Origin of the sequence: Dawidia cretensis (assembly GCF_018598175.1) — a bacterium.
In the GTDB taxonomy this organism is placed as follows: Bacteria; Bacteroidota; Bacteroidia; order Cytophagales; family Cyclobacteriaceae; genus Ohtaekwangia; species Ohtaekwangia cretensis.
In genome coordinates this window covers 76,325-96,574 of sequence record NZ_JAHESE010000018.1, presented here as the reverse complement: position 1 = coordinate 96,574, position 20,250 = coordinate 76,325, and the positions used below count along the sequence as shown (strand labels likewise).

Sequence of the window (20,250 nt, the reverse complement as noted above, 5' to 3'; positions counted from 1 at the left end):
TCACCGTTATCGCGGCACTTTCGTCGTGCGCCCCCAGGCCCAGTAGAGAAGTACGCCCAGCCCGGGAATAAACACGACGAGGAGAAGCCACAGGATTCGGTTAGACTTCTCTTTAAAACGTCCGCTAAATATGTCGATGATCGTGAAGATAAAGAAGGCCACCCAAGCCAACGCCAAGATTTTCTCAAAAAAGCTGTTTCCGATGTATGCTATCATAAGTTGAATAATTCGGGGTAACCAGTCGGCCGGCGCACCAATACTCACTATTCAACACAAGCGCAGCCAATACAATAATAGTAAGTGAAGCTCGCGGATACCCTAAAATCTCCATAAAAAAATAGGAAAGCGCTACAAGTTACTCGTAACGCTTTCCATAGGCTCTGAAAGTCGGCAATGTTTAATTAATAGAGATACTGCAGCGCGATTCTATCGGCCGAGTTGAATGGTCTGTCGCTGCCATCGGTACAGGCCAGCATGTATGATCTGGCTGCCGCCGTCGCGCCTGTTGGCGTATTGGGGATGTGGTTAGCACCCACACCGGCAGTGCCTTCATTTGAAGCCGAACCGCCGCAGCTGATCGCACGGTTGAAATAATCTGTGTGACGTAAACCAATGCAGTGGCCCATCTCATGTGCAAGGATGGTGGCGATGCCATTGGCAGACAGTCCATAGGTGCTTTGCAGAATACCACTCATTTGAATGGCGCCGTACGGATTTCCTGAAGACGTCGGGAAACCAGCCGAGCCCAGCACACCACTGTTTTCCTGCGACGACGACAAACGTGTGATGCGGATCGTAGCACCATTGCTGCTGGTTGTCCTGGAGAAGGTAAGCCTGAGTCCTTCTGCATTGTAACGGGCAATGGCTGTATTCAACGCTGTTACATAGGTAGAACTAAAGTTTGTGCCAATATAAACCGATATGTTACGGCTGCCGCTTACCAGGTTGTTGGTACTATATTGCTCTGCCGTGGGCAGCGACTGACCGGGTTTCATCTCGGCCAGGTCTGCCTGGGTCAGGTAAATATCACCCTCGACCAGGTAACCATCTTCAAACTTAAAGGGAGCTTTATCGGTAACATCGAAGCCGAGCTCGACAAGCTTAGCCAGTACCTCTTTGGATACTTCGCTTTTTTTTATGGGAGCTTCGTTTTCAGACTCCTGGCAGGAGTCAACGGTGATGAGCAAGGCTAATAATAATGGGGTAATTGAAAGATACTTTTTCATTGGTTTAAAATTTAGGTTAACGAATAATGCGCCGACTCAGGAGCGCAATTGAAAGTATCATTAATCTGTCACTTATGAAAATAATCACCACGACTCTTTGTTGAATTATCGAAAGTATATAATTTTTGATCCGTTATATATATTTGATACCGGATATATGAGGTATTTAGAATTTGATAATACCGGATATGTAAGGTTAGGAGTTATGTATTATATTTATTCATTATGAGATGCTGCCATGTTTGTCTGTATTTGTTTTTTATAGCATTAACTGCCGCCCCGTTATATGCTCAACCAAAGTTGTCGCCAAAATTCATCAACCAGAGTACGCGTATTAGTAATCAGGAAATGATCTTTTCGGTCACGTGCAAAGACAGTACGGTCTTTAAACAGAAATATGCAACCAATACCAGCGTGCTGTATCATTATCAGGCAACAAACACATTTCGAATAAAGACCCGCTATGCAGTGGCAAAGGCAATGGCAGCAGATGCAAACGTTATCTTCGTAGATATTCAGCAAATGCCGAGGACTGAAGCGGGAACGGACTACGCAGATCAAGCGTATAATAGAATAGAGAAAGCGCACAGGGTTTTCCCGGGCTTGCGTGGAGAGAGTATCTCGGTCTCGATCAAAGAACAGCGCTTTGACACAGCCGACATTGACCTTGCAGACCGCTCGTTCGAAACGCGATTGGCATCATCCACCATGTCGCAGCATGCCACGACCATGGCAACCCTTATTGCAGGCGGCGAAAACACCGCCCCAACCGGAAAGGGTGTAGCACCTGCGGCGCGCATTACATCCGCTAACTTTGAAAACCTCCTTCCGGATCCCGATGCGATCTTCACCGGATACAACATCCGCCTGCAGAACCACTCCTATGGCGTGGACATCGAAAACTACTACGGCAACGAAGCCGCCGCATACGATCGGCAGATGACGGCAAATCCGGAGCTTATGCACCTGTTCTCCGTGGGCAATCTGGGAGCACAGTCGCCCGACCACGGAATCTACAGCAGCATGAACCTGGCCAACCTTTCCGGAAATTTTAAACAAGCCAAGAATCCCCTCACCATAAACGCCGTGGATACAACGCTTACCGTAAACATATTAAACTCGCGCGGGCCGGCATACGACGGCCGCCTCAAACCCGAGCTCACCGCCTTCGGTCAGGATGGAACGTCCGATGCCTGCGCGCTCGCCACAGGCATAGCGGCCTTGTTACAGGAAGCATATTACCAGGTGCACAATTTCCATCCATCGGCCGCTATACTCAAAGCGGTTCTCATTGCCAGCGCCGATGATGCAGGCCCGAAAGGGATCGATTTCACCTATGGCTATGGCAGCATAAATACTTACCAGGCGCTACAAACTATTTATGCTCAACAAACCCGCATGGTAACACTAGATAGCCGGCAACAGCGAAGTATACCCATTGCCGTCCCGCCACAGACCACCACGCTCCAGATCGCGGTCACGTGGGCCGACCCCGCCGCACAACCGGGCAGCCCTCAAGCCCTGGTAAACAACGTAGATGCCTATTTGTCGCGCGCAGGCAATACGTGGTATCCCTGGGTGTTAAGCTCATATCCCCACGCCGACTCACTCGCGGCTTCCGCCGGGCGGAAAAAGGATTCTCTCAACACGGTGGAGTACATCACGCTCACCGCGCCACCGGAAGGGCAATACGATCTTGTTATTACCGCGCCGGTACTCACAACTAGCCAGCCGGTAGCCATCGCGTACTGGTGGGAAAAAGAAACGACATTTGAATGGGATTATCCCGTGGCAGAGGAAGCGCTGCAATCGGGTAAGAATATAAAACTTTTCTGGAAAGGGAATAGTACACTCCCGGGCACCCTGTCGTTGCAGCTAAATCATGAAGACTGGAATGTTGTAAAACGAAATGTTCTCCTCCAGGCGCCATTCTCCTGGCAGGTGCCCGATACGTTGGGCATCGCGCGGCTAAAAATGACCGTGGGCGCCGAAGACTTTATATCCGATGAATTTACAATATCTCCCCAGCCCCGAATGAAGGTGGCCTTCCATTGCGACAGCGACTTCGCCCTGACCTGGAATCCGGTTCGTGGCGCGCAACAATACGAGCTCTATACCATGGGCGAGCGATATCTTGAAAAGCTCCTGACCACAGCCGATACCCTTGCCATACTTCCTAAAACATCCAGGACGAAATTTTTTGCCGTTGCGCCTGTGCTGGGCAACACAACATTCCTGAAAAGTCAGACGATAGACTACACCCTACAGGGTGTGCAATGCTACATCAATCTCTTTGAAGCGACCCGATCCGATGCCGCGCAGGTAAAGATCCAGCTGGACCTCAGCACAGTTGTCAACATCGATCACATCACGATCTATAAGACAACAGGTCAACAGCAAGTATTTGCCTCACACGTGCCGGATCGTTCCATAAACTTTCAATGGTATGACGACCAACTCATTGCAGGTGCCATGCAGTATCAAGCGGAAATTGTTTTACAAGACGGTACTGTGATCTTGTCCGCCCCGTCTACTATAAATATCGAGACAAAAGGCAAGGCAATTCTTTTTCCCAATCCCGTTCCTCCGGGTGAGCCGCTTACTATACTCTCAGAAGGCGCTGGATTTACAATCACAATATTCGATACCATGGGCAGCGCTGTACATAGCCAGAAACTGCAGGATGTCCTCGATGTTATCAATCTTCCTGCACTTCGCCCGGGTTTATACCTCTACCAGTTTCAGGATCCAGCGGGTAAGGTTGTGTATGGGGGGAAGTTTATTAGACGCTGATACGCGGCACGGACACAAAAAATCAGAGTATGTCAAATGCTCCCAACAACCGATAAACAATATATCCCACTGCCAGCACCCTTACAATCCAGCTAAAAGTGGATACCTTCAATTTCGCTTCTTCCATCGCCAGGGGAAGAACATCCTGGTTTATCCATGCCGAATTGAATTGCATACCGAATTGATAATACTGACTGTCGTTGGTCTGGATCTTGAGTATTTGCCCTTGTCCGAATAGAGAACCAATTTTCAAAAGATTCGCAGTCTTGATCATATCCAACGGAATATTCCAGTCGCCGCATTTTATTCTTTGGTCCGTGAGCATCACCACGGCTCTTTTGGCCCCAATCCATTGTGCACCCGTCTCGATCGCTTTATCGCCTTGCGTTTTAATTCCTTTTGCGCCGTCGGCAGCAAGTACTTTCTCCGAAGGATTTAGTCGTTGATAATTTTTCTTTGCTCGGTTAACGCCATAGAACAGGTCAACGACGGCTTTTTGTAAGTTGCTTATCATAAGATGCTGCTGTAATCACATTTGCGCGATCGCTGAGAAAATCAGCAGTAAATATATTCCGTGCCAGGGTATTGTCAAAATAAACAGGGCCAAACCGGTATTACCAAGGGCTAATCCCCGTCTCCGGCGAATTGTCATCGCTAAAGAATTGCCCCGTTGGGCCGTCTGGCCCAAACGTGGCTGCTTTTACCACGCGCGCAGCGGCATCCGGCACAGTGCCCGGACCTGAGTGATGGTTAAAGTCCGTAGCTGTATAACCCGGGTCTACCACATTTACTTTAAAGGCGGTATCGCGCAGGTCATAAGCCAATACAATAGTATACGCATTGAGCGCGGCCTTGGAGGACGTATAAGCAGCACCCTTTACATGGTAATATTTCCAGGTTGGATCGTTGTGCAACGTCAATGACCCAAGGCCTGAGGTAACATTCACAATGCGAGGCTCCGGTGACTGCCGTAGCAGGTCAATGAATGCCTGGGTGGTGTTAATCGCACCAAAGAAGTTGGTCTCAAAGACTTGTCTAAAGACCTTGGGATCTGTATCCAGCGACGTTTGCGGAAAGCTGCCGCTGATGCCTGCATTGTTGATCAGCACATCCAATGACTTCGTTTTGGTTCCCAATATTTTGCGTGCTTCCTGAATGGAGTCCAGGGCATCGACGTCAATGATGATCGGTTCTATGTGCTGCAACCCTTCGGATTTTAGCTGATCAACGGCTTGTTGACCTTTCTGCAGATCGCGGCAGCCCAGGTATACATAATATCCTTGCTGGAGCAGTTGTCTGGCGGTTTCGAAACCAATGCTTTTGTTTGCCCCTGTTATCAGTACTGTTTTCATAATTTGATTTTGTAACAGTACAAAAGTACAGGGCTCCATCAGCCCGGCAGTGACACATTCGTCGGTGTTAATGGTACATTTTCCGGATGTTGGTCCGGTAGCCCGCGGGTGTCACACCGGTTTCCCGTTTAAAAAATCGATTGAAGTAAGATGCGTCTGAAAAGCCCAGGCCGAAGGCAATTTCTTTCAGCGGGTGGTTGGTGTGCACCAGCATGCGCCGCGCCTCCATCACCAGGCGGTCGTGGATATGTTTGATCGCCGGCTTACCACTCTGGCCCTTTACTACCTCGCTCAGATGTCCGGCGGAAATATTCAGGAGCGACGCATAATCGCTTACTTCGTGCAGCTGTTGAAAGCGCTCATTGATCTTTGCCTGGAACTGCGCGAATAGTTGCTTGTCGATTGTCACGGTATCGTCTTCCTGAAATTGCTCGGTATACAGACGGCTTAAATAGGTAAGCAGTACCGTAAGGTGTGCGGCCAGCATTCGCTGTTGCCATTCACCGGGCAGCAGATACTCCGTACGGATCTTTTGCAACGTATCTTCTACCACGACCGCATCGGCCGGCGTAAGTTGCAGCGCGTGCCTGTTATGATAATTTTGGATGAGGGGCAGCGTGCTTAATGAAACGTTTTGCAACGATAAGAATTCAGGAGTAAAAGCTACGCCCGTACTCCACACTTGTTTTGCTTCCTCTTTGACAATGATCTGGCCCGGGCGTAAAAAATACAACGCATTCTTTTTGAGCACATACGGCGTCATGTCTACCCAATGACGGCCTGTGCCACGTTTGACAAAGACAAGCAAGTAATGATCCTTGCGATGAGGAATCAGAAACTCCGCCGGGTTGGGAAAGTTGCCTTCGTAGTTATACACTCTGAACTGTTTGTTGCCGGTGATCTCATCCGGCTCCAGCGGAAGCACCGGTATCGCCGGATTGGCCTGGATTACTTGCATACCCAAAGCTATGACATTTTTTACCGTTATTCCTTAATGTTTAAAGCCGCCGCAATAACCTTCTTATAGTTCGTCCCAATCGGTAATTCAACCGCATTAATTTCAACATCACTGGCAGTAAAAGCCGTGATCTTATCAGCGTTCACCAGGTAAGAGCGATGTATCCGAAGAAACCGTTTCCCATCGAGCATCCCTTCCACTTCCGAAATAGGCTGCTTCACAACAAGCTCGCGCCCCGTCATGTGCACGGTGATATAATCCTTGTTACTTTCGATATACAGGATCTCCGCTACATCCACCTTATGGTGCTTTTTATTCGACCGCAAATAGATAAAATCCAACGTCGGTTTTTCCGGCACCCGGTCGATGACCTTCGCCGGCCGCGCCAGTTGCAGATACTTTTCAACCGCCTTGAGGAAACGCTCAAAGGTAATAGGTTTTAACAGGTAGTCAATCACGTCAAGATCAAACCCTTCAATGGCGTAGTGACGGAAAGCGGAAGTAATAATGACTTTAGGAGGGCTCTTTAGATTCCGGATAAAGTCGAGTCCCGTCATCATCGGCATCTGGATGTCGAGAAACATCAGGTCGATGTCCTGGCTGTTGAGAATGCCAAAGGCCGCCGGCGCGTTGTTGCACGACGCCGTATGCTCGAACTGGTCAAGCTTGGCCAGATGACTCTCTACCAGCTCGCGGGCAAGAGGCTCATCATCGACTACCAGGCATTTTACTTTATCCATCGGTCTCGGTTTTTAGTGCAATATGATCTGTAGCGCAACCGTGTACTGGTCTGTGTTATCGTCGATCGATAAGGTGTGTTTCCCGGGGTAGATAAGCTCCAGCTGCCGGCGGATATTTTTTAAACCAATGCCCGGAGGCGTATTATCGTCCAGAGGAACCTTGGTATTGCTCACCGAAAAGATCAGTTTCGATTCGACCACCTGCAGGTCGATATTGATCGTAGCCTTTCCGATGCTTCTGTTCACACCGTGCTTGAATGCATTTTCGACAAGCGAAAGCATGATCAACGGGGCGACCGTAGCAGTGCCAGGGTTCGTGGGCGCTTTAAAGTGTATGCTTACGTCGTCGTTTATCCGCAGTTTTTCCAGGGCCAGGTAGTTTTCGATCAATTGAACTTCACCAAGCACCGGCACGGCATGGTCACTGCACCGGTATAGCATATAGTCGAGTGTTTCGGATAGGCGTGCGACGACCTCGGGTGCCTGCGGTGATGCCTTTAGTGTGAGCATATACAGATTGTTCAACGTGTTAAAAAGAAAATGTGGATTCAATTGGTTCTTCAGGAACGTCATTTCGGCTAACAGCATCTGCTTTTCGATCGCCTCGCGTTGTCGTTCTTTTTTGTGTTGTATTCGCACGAGCTTGATCAGGCCCATGATGGCAGCCGGTGTATAGAAGGACGTGATGTACATCAGGAATTTCGAAAATGAAAGATACATGGCCGCCGAGTGCACCGTATGACTTCTATAATAGGCAGGATACTTCGGCTCGGCGTAGAACACCCTGTAATACGAATTCCCGATCGATACGATGTAAGCAGAGACGAGCAGGATGACGATAAACTGAATGTATTTCCCCCGCATCAAAAATCGCGGAAGCAGAAAGTAGGTGATGAAATAGGCGATCAGGATTTGTACCGGCAGCTTGGTGAGGTACACCTCCAGGACGGCATACTTGTTTTCCGAAACTGTCCAGTTTTCCACAAGACCGTATACCAGGACGGCGACCCAAAAAAGGCCGTGCCATACAATCCGGGGGACCACGATGCGGTTTGTTATAGTGGGAATTCTGTCAGGCATAGATCAGATTCCAAAGATAGCGTTTACGATCGGTTTATGGCACCAGGCACAGGATCGGCCACAAATACCGGTCAACAGAAGACGAATAGGTTGCAATCGTCGACGAATGAAGATGGCAGACGGCGGTAACCCATTCGTCGATGGTTGATGCCCATGGCCGGGCCGTTACCGGGTAAACGTCGCCGGCAGGAATAGCGGTAGGGTGGACCGCGTATACTTGTGCAGTATACCATTCCGACATAGATGCTACAAAACTACCTAACCGCCGCCTGGCGCAATTTCAGTAAACGGCAATTTTACTCGCTTATCAATATGGTGGGGTTGGCGGTCGGCCTTGCCTGCGGCGCGTTGATTTACCTGTACGTCCGGCATGAAGTGAGCTACGACCGGTTTCACCAGAACGCGGACCGGATCTATCGCGTGAATGAATTTTTTGAAGGAGAAGGCGGAGCCGGCGAGCGTTCGGCCAGCATTCCCTTTCCCATGGCCGATGCGTTGAAGATCGACTACGACAACCTGGTCGAGGAAGTGGTGAGGGTGTATAATTTTCAATCGCCCATGCTGACCGTAGCCCATGAGCCCACGGATCGTGTTTTTAACGAGCGCAATTTTTTCTTTGCCGATTCCACCTACAGCCGTGTCTTCGATCTTACCATGATTGTGGGCAACAGCAGCACGGCCTTGAATAATTCTCATTCGGTTATTATTTCAGCATCCACCGCCCGGAGATACTTTGGAGCGGAGCCGCCGCTGGGAAAACTTTTACTTTTTCAAAACCAGGAGGATTTGATCGTGACCGGAGTATTCCAGGATGTGCCGGATAATGCCCACATGCATCCTGATTTTCTAGCTTCGTTTTCAACATTGAAGAGCTTTTACGGTGGCGATTATCCGCAGAGCTGGCACTGGAATCCGTGCTGGACATATGTGTTGTTAAAGGACAACGTTCAACCGGCATCCCTGGAAGCGCACCTCCCCAAGTTTGTAAAAAAACACCTCCCCGAGAGTTTCCGCGACGAGGTGAGCCTTCGTTTACAAGCGTTGACAGACATTCATTTGAAATCAGACCTCGAGTTCGAGATAGAAGCCAATGGAAACGCGGAAGACATTTATATCCTCACGGGCATAGCCGTATTTGTTTTACTGATAGCCTGTATCAATTTCATGAATCTTTCCACCGCGCAATCGGTGCGGCGGGCCAGGGAAGTAAGTCTGCGCAAAACGATTGGTGCGTCGAGAGCCCAGCTCATCGGGCAGTTCATGATTGAATCCGCCATAATTGGTGTGATGGCTGTTATCTTTTCCGTCATGTTACTGGTGCTGGCCTTACCGTACTTCAACCGATTTACCGGAAAGAGCCTGGCCTTTGATATCCTGGATCCGTGGCTTCTGGGTGGATTATTTTGGGCGGGGTTGATCGTTGCCTGGCTTTCATCGGTATACCCCGCACTGATCCTGAGCTCGTTTCAACCGGCGAAAGCATTGAAAGCCGGTAAGGCGATGGGGAAGGGGATATCACTCCGGGAAATTCTGGTCACGTTCCAATTTATGATCTCCATCGTATTGATCATCGTTACCGGTGTAGCGGTGAAGCAGGTCAACTTTTTGAGTAGTGGGTCGCTCGGATTTACGAAAGATAATATCGTAATGATACCGGTTATCCGAACGCCGATCGCACCATACTATAGAACCATGGTGGAAGAAGCACTGCAACAGTCGTCTATCGAATCCGTTACGGCGGTAGAAGAAATTGTAGGCGCCAAACACCAGGGCGGAAGTTATACCTTCGAAGGCATGGAAAAAGCGCAGCTCTTCCCACGCCTCAAGATCCGGCATGACTTTACCAGGACTTTTCAAATTCCCCTGCTGGCAGGGCGGGACTACAACCTCGACAATCGCGCCGACGATACCGTATCGGTGGTGGTGAATGAGACGCTGGTCAAAGGTTTTAAGTGGACGCCCGAAGAAGCGATTGGCCGCTTTTGCCAGGTGGGCGACTTCCGGGCACAGATCATTGGCGTTGTAAAAGATTTTAATTTTACCTCGAAACAACAGCCGGTGGCGCCGCTTGTGATTCAGTTAAACAACTCGCCCGCGGCGTTTAATCTTAACCTCAAATACATGGCCGTGCGCATCAAGCCCGGGACCCTGCAACAGTCACTCTCGACGCTGGAAGCCCTGTGGCAAAAATTTCTGCCCGGGCGTCCGTTTGAATATTTCTTTTTGGACCACGCACTCAGCAATAGTTATGCCTCCGAAGCTAATCTTATCAAAGTATCGACCGCCTTTTCTTTATTGGCCGTGGGGGTAGCATGTTTGGGACTGTTCGGGTTAGCATCTTTTCAGACAGAACAACGTAAACGCGAAGTTTCTATTCGCAAGGTTCTGGGCAGCTCTACCAACCAGGTGATTGTGTTGATGCTTTCCTATTATGTGAAACTACTCGGTGCAGCAGTGCTGATAGCCTTTCCGCTGGCGTGGTTTTCCACGGCGCGGTGGCTGTCGGGCTATGCGTATAGGATCGACGTACCCTGGGGGATTTTTTTCATAGCCTCGTTGCTGGTCACTGTCGTGGCAATGGTAACGGTAGGCTACAAATCCTACGCCGTGGCCAACGTTAACCCAGTGCAATCGCTCCGGTCAGAATGACGTTTGGCGACACGGTAGGGTATAATTTTACGTTTGGGTAAAAGTGGAAACTGTGCTGATTTATCGCCGGCTGCCGGCCAATCTGAACTTGATAGGAAGCACAAATCGGCTCTTTACAACCTGGCCGCGCACCAGGGCAGGCTTCCACCTGGGCATAGCGCTAACCACGCGGACGGCCTCGGCATCGAGGTCGCTGTTTACGTTCATCACCGGGGCTACGTTAGAGATCGTTCCATCTTCACCAACGTCGAACCTCGTAAAGACCGTTCCCTGTGCGCCGCTCCGACGCGCGTCGGCTGGATACTTTACATTTTGCTGTAGAAACTTCATCAGCGTATTCATGCCACCGATGTATTCAGCTTGTTTCTCCGGCATACTGTATACCGTGTCACCAGCGTGGACATCGTACTGGAGCGCTAATACATGGTCGCGAATTTCAGCATAGATCGTATCCCCCAGGGGGGACATTGATTTGATAAGCCCATGACCGTTGGTTAGCAACTCCCGACCATCCGGAGTATAATGTTGAAGGATGAGTACCTTGTCGTCCGACTGGTGTTCTTTTCGTTCACTTACTTTTCCGGTTTCGTAATATTCTGTAGAGACTCCCGTAGCATAGCCTTCATCATATTGTTTTTCTTCCCGAAGCATACCTGTTTCATAAAACCTTTTTACCGTGCCATGATAGACTATTTCCGGCGTATACTCCATGCACTCAGCGATTAGCCGCACCTTGCCGGAAGGCATGAAATATTCGCGAATGATAAACCCTTCACCTGCCTCTTGTACGGTCCGGTAATAGGCTGCAGCGGTAGGACCCGAGACTTCTTTGTTGGTCTTCGATAAATACGCAATTCTTTTTTCCTGTGATTGGGCGTATGTTACGCAAGAGGTTATGACAATAATGAGGAATAAGGATAGTATTTTCATGTAGCAGTGTGTTGGAGTTAACCGAACTTAACTTAATAACCGAGACCTAATTTAAACTTTATAGGTAATACAAATCGACTCTTGACGGCTTTCGCCCCGATTGTAGCGGGTTGCCAAGCTTTCATAGTGCCAATGACACGAACGGCTTCGGCGTCTAGTTCGGGGCTTACACTCTTAACAACGGTCATATCGGTAATCTTTCCGCGCTCATCGACAATAAAACTGGTAAAAACACTTCCCTGTATTCGCTTGTTGCGCGCTTCCGATGGATATTTCACCACCTTCATCAGGTAGTTCATCAATCCCACCATACCCCCTGGGTACTCCGCTTCTCTTTCTACGCTCGCATAGATCGTGTCTTCTGCATGGATGGAGTAGGTGTACCGTATGTTGTTGTCTTCAACCTCGGCATGGAGTGAATCGCCGTTTGCATTGACAATCCTCATAACACCCTTGCCGCTTGCGATTTGTTCATGGCCGTCGGGGCTATAGTATTGTAGGATGCAATCCCGATAGCCTCCCTGATATTCACTGCGTTCGCACGGTTTGCCAGTGTTGTAATATGTGGTAAACACGCCGAAAGCATGCCCGTGGTCGTATTGTCCCTCTTCCTGCAGCACGCCATTTTGGTAGTAACGTTTCATCTTGCCATGGAACACTACTGCTGGCACCAACGCGTTACATTCAACCTCCATGTACACTTTGCCGGACGGCACAAAATAATCGTGAAGAATGTACGCGCTACTGTCGCCATTTATCTGTATGGTACGATAATATGCGGCCGCCGTGGGACTTTTGGTCTGCAACCATTCCTTTGTGAAATAACCAATACCGGTTTCTCGCGATTGGGCGTACGAAGGGCTGACAATGAGTAAGATAGCGAATACTAAAACTGGCGTTTTCATGGTGTGGATTACAACAAAAATAGCAATTTAAATGTGCTCCAGCAATGATATAAATGCAAACGAGACTGCCTAATTGGACGGACTCACATGTATATAGAAATGGTAGAACGGTTAATCCAACACACTAACGTCGCCGCTGTTTGCGTTAACGGGAATACACCTCCGCATGAAGCCCAACCTTATGTCCCTCCAGGTCCAGGATCGTCGCAATAAACCCGGTATAGCAATCTTTCCCGTCAACACCTTTCCGCCTGACCTCTCAACTCGATCAAGCACCGTCTGTAGATTCAGACTCGCATTGATATATACCACCGTTCCATGTCCCGAAGGACTATTCTTATCCGACTTCGACAACACCCCCGTCACACGTTCCGAAGTAGGCTGCACCACCTTGGGATCATGCGGAAAGAAAATACCTTCATTTTCGTCGTCGTTTCGTGTCATCATTTTGATGTCCAGAATCGTTTCATAAAACGTCTTCGCGCGTATAGGGTCCGTGACCGGAATGTCAAACCAGGTGATTACATTGGTCTTTTGTTTCAAATACCCCATCGCTTGCCGCAGATACCCCATCGCCCTTGCGCCGGGTGTCGTTTTTCCATTGTTTTGGTGTTATGAAAGCGATACGACATTTTAAGAACACGCTCATGGCACAATGGCTTCTCCATGCGTTGTTACTTTGGGTTGGGGCTACAGCCTACATTCTTTTATTCTACTACTACCGTATCGTGGATAACGGAGGCTACTACATTTTTTATGAAGATGGAACGCCCTTTACACTATGGGACAGGTTTTATGATCTGAATGTCCACAATTTCTTTTGGGCTCAGGTGTTGCTCTTTACGCTGTTTGTGGAAACACTACGGCGTTGGGGATATGAGCAGAGAAGCCTTCGCAGCGTGTTGTTATGGATACTCTTTACAGGGTTTCTTGTTGCGGCGAGTATGGGCGTGTATGTCTATATCATCAACGGTCAAAATTGGAAAGCGTTGTCTGACCCGATGCCATGGATACTCTTTGTTCTGTATTCTGCGGCATACATTGTCCTGCGCGGATTTATCAGGCATAAATTGTATCGAAAAGATGTACAGCTGGCGCAGTCCGCGGCACATCTCGAGTCACTACGCGCACAGGTAAACCCACACTTCTTTTTTAACACCTGCAATTATATTTACGGCATGGCGCTTCGTGAGAATGCTCCACAAACAGCAAAGGCAATGGAGATGATGAGCGCGATGATGCGCTATAGCATGACTGTTATAGACGAGAACGAGGTGCTCCTTTCCGAGGAGTTAACGTTTATCAGGCATTACATTGAGTTACAAAAGATCCGGATTGCCCAGATAGATGCCATCCGCATCGATATCATGTTGCCGGAGCTGCCGGATCAAACCCTGCTGATTGCGCCAATGCTGTTCATACCCCTGGTTGAAAACGCCTTTAAATATGGTATCAGCGTTGATCGGCCGTCGTTCATAACAATCGTGATTCAGGTGCAAGGCAAAGAGCTAACAGCTTCTATCGAAAATAGCGTGCACGCGCATGTGGAAGCCGATCCGGGTATGGGCTCTGGCCTGGCAAACATTACCCGCCGGTTGCAGCTTTTGTACCCTACCAGGCACACGTTCACAATAACGCATTCGGCCACCGCCTTTTCTGTTTACCTTCGGCTAATGGCAGCGAAATGAAATATATCGAACAAAAACATGACTGACCTTTGGAAAAGATAGTACGGGCTATCGCCGTGGATGATGAGCCCATGGCATTGGAGATTCTGGAGCGCCATGCGCGTGGTGTAGCGTGGCTTGCGCTGCAGCGCACATTCATCAGCGCATCCGAAGCGATGATGTGGCTTCGCGAAAATCCTGTTGATGTTGTTTTTCTCGATATCCGTATGCCCGATGTGAACGGCCTGGAGCTTGCATCTGAGCTAACCGGCACCCACCAGTTTATCTTTACTACCGCATTTGCCGACCACGCCACCGCGGCGTTTGACTTACATGCCATCGACTACTTGCTGAAACCGTTCAGTGAACAGCGGTTCAAGACGGCCTGCGAACGGGTACTGGACCGCATGAAATCACAACCCCAGGCGGCACCGGAACAGGTGTCGCACCTGTTCATTAAAAGCGGATACGACCTGGTTCGGATCGATCTGAACAAACTTCTCTTCGTACAATCTGCTGACAACTACCTGGTCTTCCACGAGCCGGGTCGTCAGACGGTCGGACGGATGACGCTCACGTCAATCCAGGAACGGTTGCCCGCGGCGAGGTTCATGCGAATCCATCATTCATACATTGTATCATTGACGCACGTAGAAAGATTGGAGGACGGGGTGATGGTCATCGGCCGTTATAGGCTGCCGGTCTCGTTGAAGTATAGGAAAGAAGTTTTAAGTCGATTTAAATAGAGCATCTGGCGCCCGTCATGTTTATGCCGGGCGCCAGAGCAGGTATATACATCAGGCCGTTACCGGTTTTGGCTGGCGGTTGGCAAACCAGGTTTCGAATGTGATCTTGCCGAGACGAGCGTCGTTGCGCGGTATCAACGTTTTGGTCTGTAGGATTGCGCCAAAGTATCGCGCCTGTTCATCTGCCTTCACGGTGCGGGCGTCGCCTGTCTTTTGCAGATAGCGCTGGGCCAACTCGGATAAGCTGAAAAGCTCAGGTCCGGCGATCTCAAGGGTACTATTGGTCGGCTTGCCCAACGTTACCTGCGCCATGGCTGTCGCGACATCGTCTGACGTTATCGGTTGGATTTCCGCCGGCGACAAGTGGATCTCGGCATCTTTTGCAGCCGACGCAACAATGCTGCCAAGGAATTCGAAGAACTGTGTGGAATGTACGATGGTATAGGGTATAGCCGATTTTTTGATGAGGTTCTCCTGTGCCTGTTTTGCGCGGAAGTAACCGCTTTCCTGTAGCCGGTCTGTGCCTACGACCGACAGCGCAATATGATGTTTTATGCCTTCGGCTGCTTCTGCGGCCAGCAGGTTACGACCAGAGGTCTCGAAAAACTCCAGTACAGCCTTGTCTTCAAAGGAAGGAGAGTTGGCAACGTCTACCACTACGTCCGCGCCCTTCAGCGCTTCGGCCAGGCCTTCGCCGGTGATCGTGTTTACGCCGGAAGCCGGTGAGGCAGCATTTACGTCGTGTCCGAGGGTGCGCAGGTTGTTGGCCAGCTTTGATCCAATCAAACCTGTGCCACCGATGATTACAATTTTCATGATGTATGTGTTTTAGTGAGGTTGTCGAAAATTCAGGGTCATGGCTCACAGACAACCGACCTCCTGTTTTTGGACAAAAAGCCGTAATTTTTCGCAGAAAACTATGCGGTGTGGGTATCGACCGTGTGTAGCGAGGTGGACAGGCGTAAAAAATAGTTGCCCCCGAGCGTCCAATATGGGAAATTCGATTGTTCTCTTTAAAACGTACAAATCATGAACTGGTTTTTCCGCGCTTTAACAAGCTCTATTGGCAAGAAAATCGTGATGGCGCTGACGGGATTGTTCCTGATCAGCTTTTTAGTGGTGCACGGCGCTATTAATGCCATGATCTTTATCGATGACGACGGCGCCACCTTTACGCACTGGGCGCATTTCATGGCGACCAATCCTATTATCCGGACACTGGAGATTGTGCTGGTGCTTGGCTTTTTGTTCCATATTGCACAAGGCTTATTGTTGTGGAAGCAAAACCGGGCAGCACGGGGCGCGGTGCGATATCATGTTGTGACACCACCTCAGCAGAGCCGTTGGTATAGCCGGAGCATGACCTTGTTCGGTACACTGATCCTGCTTTTTTTGGTGATCCATACGTCTAACTTTTGGATTCCGAACCGAAAGCACCAATTTATGACGGGGGAGGAGCTGCCGTTGTATCAGATGATTTTGATAACGTTTCGGAGTCCGGTCGAGGTGGTAATTTATTTGTTCGGATGTTTTTCACTTTTCTGGCATTTGTTGCATGGGTTTCAGAGTTCCTTTCAGTCGCTCGGGTGGAAGCATGCGAAGTATAATAAGCTGATTGTGGTAAGTGGGATGCTGTTCTCTGTTGTGATATCAGTGCTTTTTGCGATGATGCCGATCTCGGTCTATTTTCAATGGATAGGATAGGCTGCTTCCGACCCGTTGGAGGTGTATCTAACGTATTGGCTACAATTTCGTCTAAAAGCGGAATAGCATAACAATAAACAACTGGATTCTGTTTTTCAACGACCACCGCTTTTGAGGTATACACATACCGCACCTCCGGCTCCCGATACCCTCCCAGGTCCTTTTCATTTTCTACCGCAGGAATAGTTTCTGTCACAACCTCATCGGCAATGGTCGCTTTATGGTTCCCAATTCCGCCGTCATCATTCCCATTGCCGGGCGTGTCTTCATTTCCGCGCAGCGCCAAAATCTTCGCGGCGCCAAACCGCGGTACTTCTTCAATTTCTCCATTTTTCCGAAACGCTCCGTACTCAATTCCGATCGACAGCATGAGCGTCCAGCGATCATCGGGTGGGAGCACATTCATAGCCAATTCCAATACTGTGCTTTTCATTCCCTCCAACGAGGGGCTCCAATCGGTTGAAACGCTTATCGAATTGTATCGCCGACTATACCATGTTGGCGGCAGATATTCCCTGGAGGGCACGTCAAACGTTACGTCCGGCACAATGCCCAGCGTAACCGTTAGGCGGAACATCGCATGGTTGTTGTGCGGAAAATAATTAATGTCCCGCAGCAGTTCCGGAATATCGATACGCGCCGAACGATCCTTACGATTCATCGTATAATATACCGGCGCGCGTACAATGGAGTCGAAACTGGCGGCTTTTCGGGTAGTACCAAAACCTTCCAGTAAGCGGGTGTTCTCCGATAGCGTAATACGACGGCGGCCCCATTCGCCGGTGCCATCGCGCAGTTGTACCTGGCGCATGACGCTATTGATGTCACTGCCAAAATTATAGTCGGATAGGTGCCGGATTTGAAGCAGCGCCATCCGTACATAACTACCGGTACGCGAGCAGCCGCCAAACTCCGACATGGTACGGCGTGTATTTACAAAGCGCTCGCTGGTTTTGATTTTTTCCGCGCTCGGACCGCCCTTACGTCGAACAACGATCTTGTCGACGCCGCGCATGCGATAGGCGCTTAGCATGTCCAGCTTACCGGTAAAGGCGAATGGTCCTTCAAGAAAAGGCATAGTTGATTGGTTTTAGGGTAACGAAAGGGTTTTAGACAACAGTAAAAATAGTAACGATGTCCAGATCGAATATACGGAAAGACCGGCAAATGGTTATATGTTGAATAATTTAAGTTTTTAGAAAAAAGATATTTATAAGAGATGTTCAATAGCTATATAATTATTGGTTATCTACGAATTAAAGCTTCATGAACTATTGGATATCTATTGAATATCCGAAAAGTTGAAAGGTTGTATACCGGACTTTTCAGGGGTTTGTCTCTACAGCGCTGCCTTTTTCGCTTGTATGCTGGTAGGTGGCACCAAGACCGCGGATGCCTGGGTGATTCGCAGGCGCTTTGCCCGGAGAATTGTGCCGGAATGGCAACAGGAAGGCGTCGCCCTTCTTACTAAAGACGCAATACGGAATTGTACCAGGGAGTTTCCGGATAAAATATAAAAATGGAGAAGGTCTTTTAAGGAAACAGTGTTTAGCCTACGGTTGGGGTCGTGTGAACAACAGCAGGTGAACTGGAGGGAGTCCTTTGGGTAAAAAAGTTGGTCTGATCTTCATAGATACTGCTAAAATTTATAAGTATAACGTTTATACTGGCGCACGATAACCGTTGCGGTAATTCGAACAATGTTATAGCATACTCAATTTACAACACCGTTGGAATATGCAAAGTATATTGTATGAAAAAAATTTCTTTTTGTAGATAAATAGTAGCGCACTACGGTGAGGCCACGGCACAGGCGAGGAAATCAACGGATCGGTCTTTTTTGGCGTTGCTGCTAAAGCTAAGCGAGGCGATATCCGAAAGTGCCACGAAAGACATTACCCGGACACCGGTCAGGAAAGACAAGCTGCACTTGTAGTGCCCCATTGGGCTCTGAGCTTCTAAAGGCTGCACTACCCCGCGGGCTATGGGCTATGGGACGACCACCTCGTGAATAACGCAGACTTGCGTCATAAAGCATACTTATGGTTTCACAATATAAACGGGCTGGTCCTTTTTCATTGTCTCGCGTGTGATCAAACCGACCTACGATACTGCGACGGCGTCATTTGAGTGGCCAATTTGAACGCTATGTTAAAGGAGGTCACGGTGCCAAAGCCACAGTCATAGGCAATTGTCTCAATCTTCTCTTGCCCATACTGTGGGTCAGTCAGGAGCGCTTTCGCTTTTGCAATCCGGTACTGATTTACGAATTCCGAAAAGTTCATCTGTGCACCTTCATTTATAACCTGCGACAGCTCGCGGGGGCTTGTAGATAAACTGTTGGCGATGCTCTTCAGGGTAATGGTGTTCTCGAGATATACTTGCTGCGTTTCAAATAGCTCCTTTACCTGTTGCAGCAATTGTTTAGACGCGCTTTGGCTCATTGGCGAACTGCCGTATTTCTCTAACGTAAAGACATGCCGCTTTAGTAAGAGAAACGAGAAAATATAAATCAGGAAGGAGAAGAACACCGCGCCAAGGATGTAGACAGGAATAATGCCGGTGAAGATTCCGGCATATACTATCCAAATGCAGGTGACGCCGATCGTGATGTTTTGGTACCAGGGCTTTAACCGCGCGCCTTGCAGACGGGTGGTGATGTAGTGCCAGCAGAAGGCGAGGTATACGGCCAGGTGCAAAAAAATCAACGTGGCGATGGCATAGGAGAGCAAATCGGCGCCGTTCGGGATCGCCCAGCATAATAATGCGACCAGCGCGAAGGGGATGATGTGAAGATATGCGCGGTGGCCAATATATTTTTTCTCGAATAGTGCCTGGCCGTATAGCCAGAGAAATGGTCCTGCGAGCAGTTTGCCGGAGATGCCTATCACGCGTACCCATGACGGTAACCAGCTGTAATTATCAATAACCGATTTGCTGGTTAGGAGAATCAACGCTACGAGTAGCCATGCCAGGAAGATATTGCCTCGTTTTTCGCGCAGGGAGAAGAGGTAGGCGCACAGGAAGAGCGCTTGTACGATACCCAGGCAACTGAGAACAAATACAACGTTTCCGAGCATGAGGCAAAATAGCAAATTTAACGTTGACGTTGGAATACGCACAGGAAAAATAGCGCGTTGCCTTGCGTTTCAAAGTTTTCGGGATAGCGATCGCCGGCGAGGTTGTAGCAGACGATTAGCTGGTCGTCCACCATTTTATAGATCGCTTTAAAATGTTTGCCTTTGTTTGCGCCGTCGCGGCTGTAGATGTCCATTTTGCCGTCACCGTAGGTTGAGTCGCCCCGGTCAGTGGCATAGGAAGTTTCAAATGTATACGTGCCTCCCTGTATGATGAGCTTGCTTTGGGAATCTGCCGGCAAAGGCTGCCCGTTCAATTCTTGTTTTACGGGAATCCATACGCCATCGAAGGTTTGTGCGGTAGAAGATGTGGCTGCGCTCATAGCATAGAGAAATAAAATAGTGAAGAGTATGTTCTGCATG

Annotated in this window: 18 protein-coding genes; 5 read left to right on the top strand and 13 right to left on the bottom strand. The window is 49.1% G+C overall.

The genetic code is table 11. The features are described from left to right. Positions 1 to 6: 6 nt before the first annotated feature. The gene (locus KK062_RS17360) at positions 7 to 216 is read right to left on the bottom strand and encodes a PLD nuclease N-terminal domain-containing protein (RefSeq protein ID WP_254085599.1); all 210 of its coding nucleotides are present in this window, start codon (positions 214 to 216) and stop codon (positions 7 to 9) included. A gap of 185 nt (positions 217 to 401) precedes the next feature. Beyond that, a complete protein-coding gene (locus KK062_RS17355) occupies positions 402 to 1,226 on the bottom strand; it encodes a M57 family metalloprotease (protein ID WP_254085598.1) in 825 nt (274 codons plus the stop codon). A gap of 348 nt (positions 1,227 to 1,574) precedes the next feature. Between KK062_RS17355 and KK062_RS17350 the strand changes: the two genes are divergently transcribed. Continuing rightward, complete coding sequence (locus KK062_RS17350) at positions 1,575 to 4,019, top strand: S8 family peptidase (RefSeq protein ID WP_254085597.1); 2,445 nt, start codon at positions 1,575 to 1,577, stop codon at positions 4,017 to 4,019. Between the two features lie 22 nt (positions 4,020 to 4,041). On the opposite strand, the gene KK062_RS17345 is transcribed toward KK062_RS17350, so the two are convergent. The 5 genes from KK062_RS17345 to KK062_RS17325 form a co-directional block, all read right to left on the bottom strand. After that, entirely contained in the window at positions 4,042 to 4,533 is a 492-nt protein-coding gene (locus KK062_RS17345) for a hypothetical protein (protein ID WP_254085596.1), read from the bottom strand. 100 nt (positions 4,534 to 4,633) lie between these two features. Continuing rightward, positions 4,634 to 5,371, bottom strand: coding sequence for an SDR family oxidoreductase (locus KK062_RS17340; protein WP_254085595.1), 738 nt, complete (start codon positions 5,369 to 5,371; stop codon positions 4,634 to 4,636). 67 nt (positions 5,372 to 5,438) lie between these two features. Beyond that, on the bottom strand, positions 5,439 to 6,329 hold the full coding sequence (locus KK062_RS17335) for a helix-turn-helix transcriptional regulator (RefSeq protein ID WP_254085594.1): 891 nt from the start codon (positions 6,327 to 6,329) through the stop codon (positions 5,439 to 5,441). A 26-nt stretch (positions 6,330 to 6,355) separates the two neighbouring features. Then, positions 6,356 to 7,069 (bottom strand): LytR/AlgR family response regulator transcription factor, encoded by a 714-nt coding sequence (locus KK062_RS17330; protein ID WP_254085593.1) that lies wholly within the window; start codon positions 7,067 to 7,069, stop codon positions 6,356 to 6,358. A 12-nt stretch (positions 7,070 to 7,081) separates the two neighbouring features. Beyond that, entirely contained in the window at positions 7,082 to 8,149 is a 1,068-nt protein-coding gene (locus KK062_RS17325) for a sensor histidine kinase (protein ID WP_254085592.1), read from the bottom strand. A gap of 243 nt (positions 8,150 to 8,392) precedes the next feature. On the opposite strand from KK062_RS17325, the gene KK062_RS17320 reads away from it, so the two are divergent. Continuing rightward, positions 8,393 to 10,798 (top strand): ABC transporter permease, encoded by a 2,406-nt coding sequence (locus KK062_RS17320; RefSeq protein ID WP_254085591.1) that lies wholly within the window; start codon positions 8,393 to 8,395, stop codon positions 10,796 to 10,798. 60 nt (positions 10,799 to 10,858) lie between these two features. Here the strand turns inward: KK062_RS17320 and KK062_RS17315 are convergent, their stop codons facing one another. From KK062_RS17315 to KK062_RS17305, 3 genes are all read right to left on the bottom strand, one after another. Further along, positions 10,859 to 11,728, bottom strand: a complete 870-nt coding sequence (locus tag KK062_RS17315; RefSeq protein WP_254085590.1) for an energy transducer TonB — start codon at positions 11,726 to 11,728, stop codon at positions 10,859 to 10,861. A 32-nt stretch (positions 11,729 to 11,760) separates the two neighbouring features. Next, positions 11,761 to 12,633: an energy transducer TonB gene (locus KK062_RS17310; RefSeq protein WP_254085589.1), complete on the bottom strand. Its 873-nt coding sequence runs from the start codon at positions 12,631 to 12,633 to the stop codon at positions 11,761 to 11,763. Between the two features lie 111 nt (positions 12,634 to 12,744). Next, a complete protein-coding gene (locus KK062_RS17305) occupies positions 12,745 to 13,176 on the bottom strand; it encodes a VOC family protein (RefSeq protein ID WP_254085588.1) in 432 nt (143 codons plus the stop codon). Positions 13,177 to 13,247: 71 nt separating this feature from the next. Between KK062_RS17305 and KK062_RS17300 the strand changes: the two genes are divergently transcribed. Both KK062_RS17300 and KK062_RS17295 read left to right on the top strand, forming a co-directional pair. After that, positions 13,248 to 14,321 (top strand): sensor histidine kinase, encoded by a 1,074-nt coding sequence (locus KK062_RS17300; protein WP_254085587.1) that lies wholly within the window; start codon positions 13,248 to 13,250, stop codon positions 14,319 to 14,321. Positions 14,322 to 14,350: 29 nt separating this feature from the next. Then, positions 14,351 to 15,046, top strand: coding sequence for a LytR/AlgR family response regulator transcription factor (locus KK062_RS17295; RefSeq protein ID WP_254085586.1), 696 nt, complete (start codon positions 14,351 to 14,353; stop codon positions 15,044 to 15,046). Positions 15,047 to 15,097: 51 nt separating this feature from the next. On the opposite strand, the gene KK062_RS17290 is transcribed toward KK062_RS17295, so the two are convergent. Continuing rightward, a complete protein-coding gene (locus KK062_RS17290) occupies positions 15,098 to 15,862 on the bottom strand; it encodes an SDR family oxidoreductase (RefSeq protein WP_254085585.1) in 765 nt (254 codons plus the stop codon). A 213-nt stretch (positions 15,863 to 16,075) separates the two neighbouring features. Here KK062_RS17290 and KK062_RS17285 point away from each other — a divergent pair, with 213 nt between their 5' ends. Continuing rightward, complete coding sequence (locus KK062_RS17285) at positions 16,076 to 16,750, top strand: succinate dehydrogenase cytochrome b subunit (RefSeq protein WP_317195789.1); 675 nt, start codon at positions 16,076 to 16,078, stop codon at positions 16,748 to 16,750. Positions 16,751 to 18,843: 2,093 nt separating this feature from the next. On the opposite strand, the gene KK062_RS17280 is transcribed toward KK062_RS17285, so the two are convergent. Continuing rightward, positions 18,844 to 19,830, bottom strand: coding sequence for a helix-turn-helix domain-containing protein (locus KK062_RS17280; protein WP_254085584.1), 987 nt, complete (start codon positions 19,828 to 19,830; stop codon positions 18,844 to 18,846). A gap of 17 nt (positions 19,831 to 19,847) precedes the next feature. Continuing rightward, entirely contained in the window at positions 19,848 to 20,249 is a 402-nt protein-coding gene (locus KK062_RS17275) for a TIGR03067 domain-containing protein (protein ID WP_254085583.1), read from the bottom strand. Between the last annotated feature and the right edge of the window lies 1 nt (position 20,250).

Bases quoted from the DNA above. Each gene is read 5' to 3' on its own strand.
- KK062_RS17360 (WP_254085599.1), bottom strand. From the start codon at position 216: ATGATAGCATACATCGGAAACAGCTTTTTTGAGAAAATCTTGGCGTTG.
- KK062_RS17355 (WP_254085598.1), bottom strand. From the start codon at position 1,226: ATGAAAAAGTATCTTTCAATTACCCCATTATTATTAGCCTTGCTCATC.
- KK062_RS17350 (WP_254085597.1), top strand. From the start codon at position 1,575: ATGATCTTTTCGGTCACGTGCAAAGACAGTACGGTCTTTAAACAGAAA.
- KK062_RS17345 (WP_254085596.1), bottom strand. From the start codon at position 4,533: ATGATAAGCAACTTACAAAAAGCCGTCGTTGACCTGTTCTATGGCGTT.
- KK062_RS17340 (WP_254085595.1), bottom strand. From the start codon at position 5,371: ATGAAAACAGTACTGATAACAGGGGCAAACAAAAGCATTGGTTTCGAA.
- KK062_RS17335 (WP_254085594.1), bottom strand. From the start codon at position 6,329: ATGCAAGTAATCCAGGCCAATCCGGCGATACCGGTGCTTCCGCTGGAG.
- KK062_RS17330 (WP_254085593.1), bottom strand. From the start codon at position 7,069: ATGGATAAAGTAAAATGCCTGGTAGTCGATGATGAGCCTCTTGCCCGC.
- KK062_RS17325 (WP_254085592.1), bottom strand. From the start codon at position 8,149: ATGCCTGACAGAATTCCCACTATAACAAACCGCATCGTGGTCCCCCGG.
- KK062_RS17320 (WP_254085591.1), top strand. From the start codon at position 8,393: ATGCTACAAAACTACCTAACCGCCGCCTGGCGCAATTTCAGTAAACGG.
- KK062_RS17315 (WP_254085590.1), bottom strand. From the start codon at position 11,728: ATGAAAATACTATCCTTATTCCTCATTATTGTCATAACCTCTTGCGTA.
- KK062_RS17310 (WP_254085589.1), bottom strand. From the start codon at position 12,633: ATGAAAACGCCAGTTTTAGTATTCGCTATCTTACTCATTGTCAGCCCT.
- KK062_RS17300 (WP_254085587.1), top strand. From the start codon at position 13,248: ATGAAAGCGATACGACATTTTAAGAACACGCTCATGGCACAATGGCTT.
- KK062_RS17290 (WP_254085585.1), bottom strand. From the start codon at position 15,862: ATGAAAATTGTAATCATCGGTGGCACAGGTTTGATTGGATCAAAGCTG.
- KK062_RS17285 (WP_317195789.1), top strand. From the start codon at position 16,076: ATGAACTGGTTTTTCCGCGCTTTAACAAGCTCTATTGGCAAGAAAATC.
- KK062_RS17280 (WP_254085584.1), bottom strand. From the start codon at position 19,830: ATGCTCGGAAACGTTGTATTTGTTCTCAGTTGCCTGGGTATCGTACAA.
- KK062_RS17275 (WP_254085583.1), bottom strand. From the start codon at position 20,249: ATGCAGAACATACTCTTCACTATTTTATTTCTCTATGCTATGAGCGCA.